This window comes from Hydrocarboniclastica marina (assembly GCF_004851605.1).
GTDB classification, from domain to species: Bacteria; Pseudomonadota; Gammaproteobacteria; order Pseudomonadales; family Oleiphilaceae; genus Hydrocarboniclastica; species Hydrocarboniclastica marina.
The window spans coordinates 3,508,903-3,520,351 of sequence record NZ_CP031093.1; the positions used below are offsets into that span (position 1 = coordinate 3,508,903).

Annotated in this window: 12 protein-coding genes; 5 read left to right on the top strand and 7 right to left on the bottom strand. The window is 58.4% G+C overall.

What is annotated here, in order from left to right; all coding sequences use genetic code 11:
• Nucleotides 1-260: 260 nt before the first annotated feature.
• Complete coding sequence (locus soil367_RS15515) at nt 261-1,589, top strand: SAM-dependent methyltransferase (RefSeq protein ID WP_246065354.1); 1,329 nt, start codon at nt 261-263, stop codon at nt 1,587-1,589.
• Nucleotides 1,586-2,743, top strand: a complete 1,158-nt coding sequence (locus tag soil367_RS15520; protein ID WP_136549955.1) for an NAD(P)/FAD-dependent oxidoreductase — start codon at nt 1,586-1,588, stop codon at nt 2,741-2,743. The genes soil367_RS15515 and soil367_RS15520 overlap by 4 nt, the downstream gene beginning before the upstream one ends.
• A 75-nt stretch (nt 2,744-2,818) precedes the next feature.
• On the opposite strand, the gene soil367_RS15525 is transcribed toward soil367_RS15520, so the two are convergent.
• Nucleotides 2,819-3,292: a Dps family protein gene (locus soil367_RS15525; protein WP_136549956.1), complete on the bottom strand. Its 474-nt coding sequence runs from the start codon at nt 3,290-3,292 to the stop codon at nt 2,819-2,821.
• A 270-nt stretch (nt 3,293-3,562) separates the two neighbouring features.
• Here soil367_RS15525 and soil367_RS15530 point away from each other — a divergent pair, with 270 nt between their 5' ends.
• Nucleotides 3,563-3,832, top strand: coding sequence for a DUF2061 domain-containing protein (locus soil367_RS15530; protein WP_136549957.1), 270 nt, complete (start codon nt 3,563-3,565; stop codon nt 3,830-3,832).
• A 107-nt stretch (nt 3,833-3,939) separates the two neighbouring features.
• Here soil367_RS15530 and soil367_RS15535 read toward each other — a convergent pair whose 3' ends face one another.
• Both soil367_RS15535 and soil367_RS15540 read right to left on the bottom strand, forming a co-directional pair.
• On the bottom strand, nt 3,940-5,382 hold the full coding sequence (locus soil367_RS15535) for a dihydrolipoyl dehydrogenase (protein ID WP_136549958.1): 1,443 nt from the start codon (nt 5,380-5,382) through the stop codon (nt 3,940-3,942).
• 180 nt (nt 5,383-5,562) lie between these two features.
• Nucleotides 5,563-6,699: a 3-deoxy-7-phosphoheptulonate synthase gene (locus tag soil367_RS15540; RefSeq protein ID WP_136549959.1), complete on the bottom strand. Its 1,137-nt coding sequence runs from the start codon at nt 6,697-6,699 to the stop codon at nt 5,563-5,565.
• Between the two features lie 549 nt (nt 6,700-7,248).
• On the opposite strand from soil367_RS15540, the gene soil367_RS15545 reads away from it, so the two are divergent.
• Both soil367_RS15545 and soil367_RS15550 read left to right on the top strand, forming a co-directional pair.
• On the top strand, nt 7,249-7,980 hold the full coding sequence (locus soil367_RS15545) for a secretin N-terminal domain-containing protein (RefSeq protein WP_136549960.1): 732 nt from the start codon (nt 7,249-7,251) through the stop codon (nt 7,978-7,980).
• A 62-nt stretch (nt 7,981-8,042) separates the two neighbouring features.
• Nucleotides 8,043-8,837 (top strand): inositol monophosphatase family protein, encoded by a 795-nt coding sequence (locus tag soil367_RS15550; RefSeq protein WP_136549961.1) that lies wholly within the window; start codon nt 8,043-8,045, stop codon nt 8,835-8,837.
• A gap of 16 nt (nt 8,838-8,853) precedes the next feature.
• Here the strand turns inward: soil367_RS15550 and soil367_RS15555 are convergent, their stop codons facing one another.
• From soil367_RS15555 to soil367_RS15570, 4 genes are all read right to left on the bottom strand, one after another.
• Nucleotides 8,854-9,783 carry a substrate-binding periplasmic protein gene (locus soil367_RS15555; protein WP_136549962.1) on the bottom strand — a complete coding sequence of 310 codons (930 nt, stop codon included), beginning with the start codon at nt 9,781-9,783 and terminating at the stop codon, nt 8,854-8,856.
• Between the two features lie 50 nt (nt 9,784-9,833).
• Nucleotides 9,834-10,628, bottom strand: a complete 795-nt coding sequence (locus tag soil367_RS15560) for a thiazole synthase (RefSeq protein WP_136549963.1) — start codon at nt 10,626-10,628, stop codon at nt 9,834-9,836.
• A 23-nt stretch (nt 10,629-10,651) separates the two neighbouring features.
• Complete coding sequence (thiS, locus tag soil367_RS15565; RefSeq protein ID WP_136549964.1) at nt 10,652-10,852, bottom strand: sulfur carrier protein ThiS; 201 nt, start codon at nt 10,850-10,852, stop codon at nt 10,652-10,654.
• Between the two features lie 169 nt (nt 10,853-11,021).
• Nucleotides 11,022-11,438 (bottom strand): DUF423 domain-containing protein, encoded by a 417-nt coding sequence (locus tag soil367_RS15570; RefSeq protein WP_246065356.1) that lies wholly within the window; start codon nt 11,436-11,438, stop codon nt 11,022-11,024.
• Nucleotides 11,439-11,449 lie beyond the last annotated feature (11 nt).

Here is an 11,449-nt window from a genome sequence, read left to right on the forward strand (position 1 = left end):
CAACGACGCTGTGGACTCCCTATTGCAGAGGTGTAGCTGTTTCTGCTTTATTGCATGTATCTCAGACGTCGGTTCTCATGGGCCGATGCAGTCGGGACGGAAAAGCCGGGCGCCGTATCTGGAGCTGTTCCAGGACACGCCACGGCCTCTGAACCCGTCATGGCGCAGGGACGCCGTTGACGCGCTAAAGCTGATTGAAAAGACCCAGCCTGCTCCGGGCGACCGGAAGCTGGTTTGGCCAGCAGATGCGGGAGACAACCATGAACGAAAAAGTACTCGCCGATCCCCAAAGAAAACATAGCGCTGTTCTGAGCAGCAACCCTTTGCAGATCCCCGACCAGCAGGCCGGTGCGGACAGCGGCCCGCTAGTCCACGAGCGCTGGCTCGCCAAACGGATACTTATGTTCGCTGGCACGCCGCCCATTGGTATCGTGCTTTGGGATGGCGAAGTCATTACGGTCGACAGCTCGCGGCCACCCGAATACCAGATGTACCTGAAGGACCGCCGGGCACTCTACGAACTTGCTATTAACCCGCACCTCAGCTTTGGCGACCTGTACAGCGCAGGACGGCTCGAGGTCGACGGAAAACTGCACGACTTTTTTACCTTTCTCTTTCGGTTTACCGAACAGGCCAAGCCTGAGATGCCGCTCTGGCTCAAGGCATTCTGGCGCGACCATGCCCCAAGATCGACCGCGATAGAGGATGCCCGAAACAACATCCATCACCACTATGATCTTGGCAACGAGTTCTACCGGCTATGGCTAGACCAGGCGGAAATGCAGTACACGTGTGCCTACTATGAACGCCCCGACCTGACCCTCGAACAGGCGCAGCTGGCCAAGCTCGAACATGTCTGTCGCAAGCTTCAACTGAAGCCCGGCCAGACCGTAGTGGAAGCAGGCTGTGGATGGGGCGGCCTGGCTCGCTATATGGCGCGGGAATATGACGTCAAGGTGCTGGCCTACAACATCTCTACAGAACAGATACGCTATGCCCGGGCGCAGGCGGAAGCTGAAGGGCTGAGTGACCGCATAGACTATATTCTCGACGACTACCGGAATATCAACGCGCCCTTTGATGCCTTTGTTTCGATCGGCATGCTCGAGCATGTCGGTACCGACCATTACGAAACGATGGCGCGGGTCATCCGCGACAATCTGCGGCCGGACGGACTCGCTCTCATCCATACCATAGGCCGTAATAGACCAGCAAAAATGAACGCCTGGATAGAGAAGCGGATTTTTCCGGGGGCTTACCCGCCGAGTATCGGCGAGTTGATGAGCCTGAGCGAAGCGGGGCCCTTTTCGCTGCTCGATGCGGAGAACCTCCGCCTTCATTATGCGCTGACTCTGGAAGCCTGGCTCGACCGCTTCGAAGCCAATGTCGAGCACGTCAGGGACATGTACGATGAACATTTCGTCCGTGCGTGGCGGTTCTACCTGTCGAGTTCCATCGCCGCATTCCGCACCAGTGGGCTTCAGCTCTTTCAGATAGTCCTCGCCCAACCGGAAAACAACGCTGTGCCCTATACCCGGCGACATCTCTACCAAAGCCCCGCGGCGCCGGCAGAGGAAAACAACCCATGAAAGACTACGATGTGGTCATAGTGGGCGGTGGACCCGCCGGTTCTACCCTGGCCTGGGCACTCAGACGACACGCACCGGACAAGCGCATCCTGGTGCTGGACAAGCAGACCTTTCCCCGGGATAAGACCTGCGCGGGTTGGGTGACACCTGCGGTTGCGGACGCTCTCCAGCTGGATCTGGCCGATTACCGCTCGGGTCGCGAACTTCAGCCAATTCATGGTTTCAGCATCGGCATGATGGGACAAACGTCGGTGGAAAACGACCATGGGGTCGAACCGATAAGCTATGGCATCAGGCGCTGCGAATTCGATCATTACCTGCTGCAGCGATGCGGTGCTGAGCTCGCGTTGGGGCAAAAGATCAAAAGCCTGAACCGGGACGGCGATCGCTGGGTTATCAATGACGAGATCAGCAGTCCTCTGCTGATTGGCGCAGGTGGCCACTTCTGTCCGGTAGCCAGCCACATTGGTGCGGGCCCCGGAAGCCATGAGATCGCAGTGAGCGCGAAAGAAATCGAGTTTAAGATGACGCCGGAGCAGAGTGCCGCCTGCAGAGTGCAGGGCGACATCCCGGAGCTCTGGTTCTGCGACGACCTAAAGGGCTATGCCTGGGTATTCCGAAAAGGCAGTTACCTCAACATCGGCCTGGGCCGGGAGGACAATCACAAGCTGGGGGAGCATCTGAACGGGTTTGTCAGCCGGATGCAGGATCAAGGGCGCATCCCAAACGACTTGCCTGGCCGCTTCAAAGGCCACGCCTATCTGCTTTACAACCACGCGCAGAGACCACTTACTGACGACGGCGTTATGCTGATCGGTGATGCCGCCGGTTTGGCCTACACCCAGAGCGGCGAGGGTATTCGACCAGCAGTAGAGTCTGCGCTACTGGCGGCTCAGGTGACAGGGAACCTCACCACATACTCCCGAGACAAGCTCCAGTCTTATGTGGACGCCATCGAAGCGCGCTTCGGAGACCGGCCCGAGAGCCTGGACCCAACGGGCTTCAGACTGCCAGCATGGGCAAAGCTCAAACTGGCATCAAGGTTGATGCAGACACACTGGTTTACGCGGCACGTGGTGACGAACCGCTGGTTTCTGCATCAGGAAGTCGAGCCGCTGACCGCGGACGACCCGACCGTAGCGATAGCGGGCTAGAGCGGATACGGTCAGACGAACCAAAAAAATGGCGACCCGGAGGTCGCCATCGTGCAAATGTTCGGTTGCTGAGTATTACTCGCCCAGGAAGCTCCGATACATCCAGACCTGCTTCTCCTGCTGGGAGATATAGTCGCTCATCAAAGCGTTGGTCCCTTCATCGTCGGCCTCGCCTGCCGCGTTGAGGACTTCCCGCTGCTTTCTCAGCACCACCCCATAACTCTCCAGGATGAAGCGCACCGCATCAATACCATCGCTGACGTCCTTCCGCTCCTCAATGGAAGAGTTCTGGATATAGGCGGAATAGGAATGTACGGGCCGCTCGCCCAGTGTGAGAATCCGTTCGGCGATCTCATCGATTTTCTGCAAGAGGTCGTCGTAGAGTTCCTCGAACTTGGCGTGCAACTCGAAAAACTTCTCGCCTTTGATATTCCAGTGATAGCCCCGGACATTCATGTAGAAGATCTGATAATTGGCCAGCAGATCATTCAGTGACAGCGCCAGGCTCTGCGCACTGCTTTCCTCAATGCCGATCATATTCTTAGCCATAGATTCCGGCTCCTTTTCCCCAGAAATTGATGAGTTAACCCAACAGTCAGAATAACTGCGCTGTACTCCGATTCCTATTGGCGTTAAACGATCATATCAATAGCGAACACCTATTGCTTCACCGGAATCAATAATTATCCCAAGCTATCAGGCCATTCATAAAAGACTAATTGATAAGCACTCTCATTTGATAAATCATTGCAACTGAAGAGCAGCTGCTGGACCAAGGGCGCTCAAGCTGAAATCAGGTGCAAGTCTGCGGAGATTGTCATGAGCCGTTTACAACAGTTGACCCACAATGAAGCAGGCGGACAGCGAGGAACCATCAAAACGCTGACCTTTGCGATCATGCACTTTACGGTAGCGTTCGCCGTAACCTATGCGCTCACAGGGGATTTTATCATCGGTGGGCTGGTCGCTACCGTTGAGCCTGCGGTCAACACCGTAGCGTACTACTTTCACGAAAAAATCTGGCTGCGGCTAGCACCGAGCAAGGCTACCACGAGCAAAGCCGAACCGGCCGAGAGCATCGTGTGCTAGCCTGCCGAAGGATAAGCTTGCGAAGGTGCCAGCTTCCGGAGCCCGGGCACGCGCGTTGTGGAAGGCCGGCGACTCCTATCACGCGGGCGACTCCAATAATGTAGGCCTCACGCGCCGGGTCCGCATTCCATGCAGCTGTCAGTAATTTCCGGGCCCTCGTCCAGATTGTGGTTGAGGTCGCGCAGCGCTGTCCTTACGCCCTCTTCTATAACCGGATGGTAAAACGGCATTTCGAGCATGCGCGTGACAGTCATGCGGCTTTGTACGGCCCACGCGAGGAGGTGGCCGACATGCTCTGCGGCTGGCCCAAACATTTCGGCGCCCAGAAACAGATCCGTTCCATACTCGCCGTAAACCCGGAGCTCGCCCTTGTTCTTGCCCAGCACCCGGCTACGTCCCTGATTCTCGAACGAGACACTGCCCACACCATAGCCCTGGGGGCAGCGCGCTTTAATCTGGTCAAGTCCGAGCCCTACAGTCGCAATCTGCGGGCTGGTGAATACAATCGCCAGCGGTGCCCTGCGCCGCTCCGGCTGCACGTCGGGATAGCGGCCGGCATTGATGCCGGCGATGTGCCCCTCATCCGAGGCCTCATGCAGCAACGGGATTTCTGCGCTAGCATCCCCCGCCAGAAAAATATGACTATTGCCGCACTGCATCGTCTGCGAGTCATGGTCGGGCATACCGCGTTTGTCGAGCGTCAGGCCGCTTTTCTCCAGGTCAATGTCATCAATGTTGGGGCGGCGGCCTGTAGCGGCCAGGATATAGTCGAATCTCTCAGTGAGCTCGCCACGGCTGCGGTGAACATACGTGACCTCAACGCCGGTGCCCGCGTGCACTACTGCGCTGACGGCAGCGTCTGGATCCAGGTAAAACTCCTCATTAAAAAGCTGCCCGGCCAGGACCCGGATCTCATCATCGGCAATGCCGGCCACAGCTCCGCTGCGACCGAAGACTTTTACGTCCACACCGAGCCGGCTCAGTGCCTGCCCAAGCTCCAGGCCGATGGCGCCCGCCCCGAAAACCGCTACTGAGCGAGGCAGTTGCGGTAACTCGAAGAGCGTCTCGTTGACCAGCAGGCGATCGGCAGCCGGGAGCAGCATCTCTGGAATATAGGAGCGCGACCCCGTCGCAATAACGATCCGTTGAGCGTGGACAACGGAGTGGCCGTCCACTCGCAAGCTGTTGGGGCCAAGGAAGCGCGCCTGGCCTTTCAGACGCTGGTTGTCCGGGATATGTTTAACTGAGTTCACAACAAAACTGACGAAGCGGTCTCGCTCACGGCGTACACGGTCCAGCACTTCCCGTCCGTCAACAGTCACATCAGCGGCATGCACCCCAAACATCTTGGCGTGGCGAGCTTCATGAGCAGCGTCGGCGGCGGCAATGAGCAGTTTGCTGGGCATGCATCCGACCCGGGCGCAGGTCGTACCATACGGCCCGCTTTCGATCAGCATCAGGCTATCCGTCGTCTTACTGGCCTGATGGTACGCGCCGAGCCCTGCGGTTCCCGCGCCTAGAATGGCCACATCAACGTTGAACTCCTGCATGTGCATCTCCTGCCAGCTACCGAGGGCGTGCTCCGTGGGGACAGCCTCTGCCTCCCCCTGCGTCACTCTGGCCCCAAGTTGTACGCCAGCAGCGACCACGCTGTAAATACCCGAGCCGGGCCTTACCTCTTTCAGTTCGCCGGCGCGTGAGCCAGGCAGTTCGCAGGCGCGTGGGCCAGGTCAGCTTGCAACGAGATCGGCGACCATAGCCATGTCTTTTCCCCGGGACGGTATCGAACCCAGCCCGTTGTGAAGTAACTGCAGCAGTCGCACCGTCTCATCCCAGCCCAGACAGGGGTCGGTAATGGACACGCCGTAAGCCGCTTCATCGCTCATATCCTGTCGCCCTTCCGTTATGAAGCTCTCCAGCATGAGCCCGACGATCCCCGCGTTGCCGGCCTGGCGTTGCTCAAGTATTTCCCCGGCAATGACGCTTTGCATCTGATGTTGCTTGCGGGCATTGTCGTGGCTGCAGTCGATCATGACGCGCGTATTGACTCCTTTTTCGCGCAACCGATGCTGAGCCATGCGGACGCTTTCGGTGTCGTAGTTCGTGATACCCCGGCCACCCCGTAAGACCAGGTGGGTATCCGGGTTACCGGCCGTTGACAGCGCCGCAACCTGGCCGTTGTCATCAATGCCGATACTCTCGTGGGGCTGGGACGCCGCCTGCATGCCGTTTACAGCCGCATCGACCGAGCCGTCGGTGGCGTTCTTGATGCCCACCGGCATGGCCAGGTCGCTGACCAGTTCCCGGTGCGGCTGGGATTCGGCCGTACGGGCACCGATGGCAGTCCAACTGATCAAATCTTCGAGATACCGCATAACCAACGGGTTCAGCGCTTCCGTGGCCAACGGAAGACCCAGCTCTGCCAGCCGCAGTAAGAGATGTCGCGACCGACGCAGGCCTTCGGCCAGATCGCCAGTGCCGGTATGGTCAGGGTCGTAAACCATGCCCTTCCAGCCAACGGTTGTACGGGGCTTTTCCACGTATGCTCGCATGACGATGAGCATCGTATCAGCGTGAGCCCTCGCCACTTCGGCAAGCCGCCGGCCGTAGTCCAGAGCGGCGGCATCGTCGTGCAGGGAACAGGGCCCGACAACCACTAGCAGGCGGCTGTCCTCGCCATTCAGAATGCGGCTCACTTCGCGGCGGTGGTGCGCTATACGATCAGTCAACTCATGGGAAAGGGGGTAGCGGCCCCTCAATTCAGCCGGTGTAGGCAACGTCTTTCTCGTCAAGCCGGTTTCAACACTGAGTGATGGAGCAGTCGTTGACTGGGCGGTACTGTTAATTTCGTTGGCATGCATGTTCATAAGAATGTCCTGTATCACAGTGTTAGGTTCGGGGCTTACTGGATGGCGACTGTGTAAAGTCGCCGTGCCTAAATCGCCACCGATAACTGCGCAGGATCATTTCCGCATTTGGTTTTTCTGGACGGGGGTGCGTTGCAAAGGCCCGGCTCATCCTTAACTCCTTCATGTTACTCGTGCCGCCTGTCGGTGCCGTCCGAAACGGGTGGCACCGAAACAAAAAACCCCCGACTGGCGGGCTGCCGGTCGAGGGTTTTTCGGTTGGCGGCCCGGGTCTTGTCGGGTCCACCTTGCAGTCTTGGCTGCTAAATCACAGGAGGCCCGAAGTTTGGCTAAAGTAGAAACCAAAACCGAACCAACGATACTGAACTGCGCCCGCGGACTGCTGCACACCACCCATGCTCGCCTTGCTCAATGCGGTGCACCCAATAACAGAGGCAGCCGGCGCAGGCAGCGAGGAGAACAGTTGACAGCTTTGCGAGTTAATATCCATGCTTCGACTATAACCGAATCGCCAGCGAATGCAAAACCCTCACCTTCTGGATGTGAACCATGAAGCTTATCTGCAGTCTCGCCTTTGCATTATTGGTTTTCACCACGACCGTCGCGCAGGCACAGCAGAAGGTTGAAGTTTTCGAACTCTCCAACCGACAGGCCTCTGAGCTGGTGTCCCAACTGAAAACGCTGTATCCCGACCAGGAAGTCATCTTCTCCGCCGATGGGCAGCGCCTGATGGTGAAGGGGCCGGCAACGGTTGTGGCCGAGGTGGGCGAGCTTGCCAGACGACTCGATGTAGCCCCGGCACAACTCCGGATCACGGTCCTGCGCCACCAGGCCAGCCAGGATAAAGTCAGCACCGGCGAGCGCCTGTCTACCCGTGCCCGACAAAGCCAGCAAAGTGTGATAGTGCAGAGCGGTGAAACCGCCCGTATAGAGGCCGGCGTTATCCGGCGTGTTACAAGCGCTGTCGCCGGTGGGGATTACGTTGGCCTGGTCGCTGAGGATACCCCCATGACGTCCGGCTTCATGGTGCAGCCCCGCGCCCTGGGTTCAAACCAGATCGAGCTGCGGATAATCTCGTTCAACGACGATCCCGCGCACCACAAGGCCTACGGGAGCAGCAGGGACACGGCGGCTGTAGTTACCCAGCGGCGGGTGTCACCGGGTGAATGGGTTAATCTGGGCAGTGCAGCTGAAGCTCACACGGCCGAGCATCAGGGCGTAACTTACTCGACCCGCGACAGCGGACAGACCTGGTCTATAAAGGTCGACCTGGTACCCTAAAGTATTTTGGGGGAGAGCTAGTCCTCAAAGCCCTGCGGGGCCACTCGGCAACAGGAGCAGCGATGAAAACGGACTTGCCAGAGCTGGGGCGATTTATGGAAAACATCGCCCGGGAAGCGGGGAACCTCGTTATACAGGAGCGACAAAAAGGGCTGGAGCATCAGTACAAGGCACAGTCAGAATTAGTTACTCAGGCCGATGTAGCGGCGGACCGGTACATCACCGATAGCATTCACGCCCGCTTCCCCGGCCATCGGATTCTTTCCGAAGAGAATGAGCCCGACGAGCGCGAAGCGGAAGATCTGGACTCTCCCCTCTGGATCGTCGACCCGATCGATGGAACGGTAAACTATGCTTACGGTCATCCCCAGGTGGCAGTGTCTATTGCCTATGCCGAGGGTGGCAACGTTGTGGCAGGCGTTGTTTATGCGCCTTTCGTCGACGAGATGTTTGTCGGACTCAAGGGCCGTGGTGCTTGCCTGAACGGTAAAACCATCCGCGTTAGCGGTGCCAGCGATTTACGCCTCGCACTCGTCGCCACAGGGTTCCCCTACTCGAAAGACGCGCTCGCACCTATCGTCGACCGTCTCGGACGGGTGCTGCATGAATGCAGGGACATCCGCAGGATAGGCTCGGCAGCACTCGATATCTGTTGGGTTGCATGCGGTCGCCTGGACGCCTATTACGAGAGCGTAAGCCCTTGGGACTTCGCCGCCGCACGAGTCATTGCACTGGAGGCAGGCGCGCGCTGCGGCCATTTCAGTGACGTGCCCCGCGAAAAAAATCCCGACCTGTGGGGCCGGGATATTATCGTTGCCACTCCGGCCGTCTACGAAACGCTGGCCAGGCTACTATAAATTCAAACGCCAGCGCTCAGTTCGCCCGCCGCCCAAGGGCCGTCAGAGGCCGAAGCGCCTGATCGAGCTCGCCGGAAGCCGCCATCTCTTTAAGTCGCCGGTCGAAGATTTTTGCGAAGCGCGCTCCACGGGGTGTGGCACGGGTGAAAATCAAGTGTAGCGGACGGCTGTGGAGGGGTTTGGGATGATGGGTCAGTTGGTCAAACTGATCTTCTGGCAAAACCTGCTGTGCAATTGCATAGCCTACCGCCCGATCCTGGGGCATAAGGTCAATCATGCCCCGAACCAGTAACCGGATATTAACGTCATCCTGAGCAATCCTAAGAACGGTCAGCTCCTCCTCCTGCTCCATCGCTTCGAACTTCTCACCATAGAAGTAGCCGAGCGTTGCGCCTATGGTGTAGCCCTGCAGGTCATCCATAGTATCCCAGTCGAAGTCGGTGCTCCGCCGGTGAAACAGGACCATCTCACCGTCAACCACCGATTCGCTGCAGATGTACTGCCGGGCCCGCTCTTCCGTACAGTAGTAAGGCAGTCCTGCGTCCGCCATGCCGCTGTCGATCAACTGGGCGTTTCGAGTCCAGGGATGACTTACGAATTCGATCCTGATGCCCGCCCCGCCATAGGCTCTCTTGACTACGTCAATAAAGGGTCCCGAGAACTCACTCTGACACGTTGCGGACTCGCTGAGGCTGCCACTCAGCAGCGTTTTGTCGGAAGGCTCGCAGGCCTCGCCATCAACGTTGATATACGGTGCCCACAGCCCTGTTGCGATGACGATGGTGTCGTCTTCAGGGGCACCGGCCGCACTGATCTCGAAACACATCAGTGCGAGCGACAGCGCCACCAGAGCACGTCGTGTCGGGAGCCCCTTTCCGTGAAGGGTCAGCCGACCGAGCAGACCAGTTGAAGAGGTGCGACCGAGAGAAGTGAAGGCTCGAGACATGTGCGGTTGAAACTCTGGTGGGCGTACGCATCCTGCGGCCGAAGCTGAAGTCAAAAGAATAGACCATCTATAGGCGAAGATGCGCTGGCGTAGGCTTTTTTTGGCATTCGGCCGGCAAGATAGGCGTCCCGCCCGCTCTCCACTGCGAGCCGCATGGCGCGCGCCATTCTTAGCGGCTCACGGGCTTGGGCGATAGCCGTATTCATCAGGACACCATCGCACCCCAATTCCATCGCCACACTGGCATCTGAAGCCGTTCCTACGCCGGCGTCCACCAGAATAGGGACTTTTGCGTTCTCAACGATCATACGGATGTTATAGCGATTCTGAATGCCCAGTCCGGAACCGATGGGCGCGCCAAGCGGCATGACCGCAACGCAGCCCATCTCTTCCAAACGTTTGGCGACAAGGGGATCGTCGCTGGTGTAGACCATAACCTGAAAGCCGTCCGCAATCAGTTCTTCCGCGGCTTTCAGCGTTTCTGTTATGTCCGGATAAAGTGTTTTCTGTTCGCCCAGGACCTCGAGCTTTACCAGACTGTGCCCATCGAGCAGCTCGCGCGCCAGTTTACAGGTGCGCACAGCATCCCGGGCGGTAAAACAGCCCGCGGTATTCGGCAGTATCGTATAGCGGTCGGGGGGCAGGATATCAAGCAGATTGGGCTCGTCCGGGTTCTGGCCGATATTGGTGCGCCGAACCGCCACGGTAACAATCTCTGCTCCACTTTCGGCGATCGCTTCGCCGGTCTGGGCAAGGTCACGGTATTTGCCCGTGCCGACCAGCAGACGGGAAGCAAACGTTCGGCCAGCCACGACGAGCGGCGCGTCGTCAGTAATAAAACTCATAAATTTTCTCTTTAACGGAGCATTCAGCCGCCGCCGATGGCGTGAACGACCTCAACAACATCGCCCTCTGCCAGACGCTGGCTTTGATGGCGACTGCGGGGAACAATGTCCTGGTTGACCTCCACCGCCAGGCGCCGGCCAGACAGGCAGAGCTGTTCAATCAGCTCATCGACAGAGCAGTTATCGGGAACATGGGTTACTTCCCCATTGACAGTTATATTCATGATTTTACATTTCCCCAGACACCCGGCGACAGATGGTACTTGCCGAAAAACAGCACGTTCCGGCAGGTAATCGCTGCCACTCGAAAGTAATGCTCAGCGCTCGCTTCGACGGATGACGCTTGTGGCCAGCGGGGCAATACCGTCCAGATCGACGGTCACTGATCAAATGCTAGCCAGCTTTGCTCGTATGGCCTTCGCGCCGCGCATGAAGCCCGGCGATCAGAAGGGCTACCCAGCCGCCCAGAAAAAGCACGCCGCCCACCGGCGTTATGGCTCCGAACCAGCCCGTTGCTGTCAGGCTCAGCAGGTACAGCGAACCGCTGAAAACAACAGTTCCCGCCACGAAACAGAATCCCGCCCGGCGCGGCCAGGCGCCGCCAATGCCCACAAAAACGAGCACAGCCACCAGCCCCAGTGCGAGCGCATGAAGCATCTGATAGTGCACGGCGGTCTGATAGACGTCCATTAGCCGCTCATTCAGGACCCCGCGAAGCGCGTGGGCGCCAAATGCTCCGGCACCGACCCCGACAAAACCCAGCAGGCCGCTCCATAAAAGCCAGGTGGCACCGCCGGAAAAGGATTTCAAGTTAACGTCCA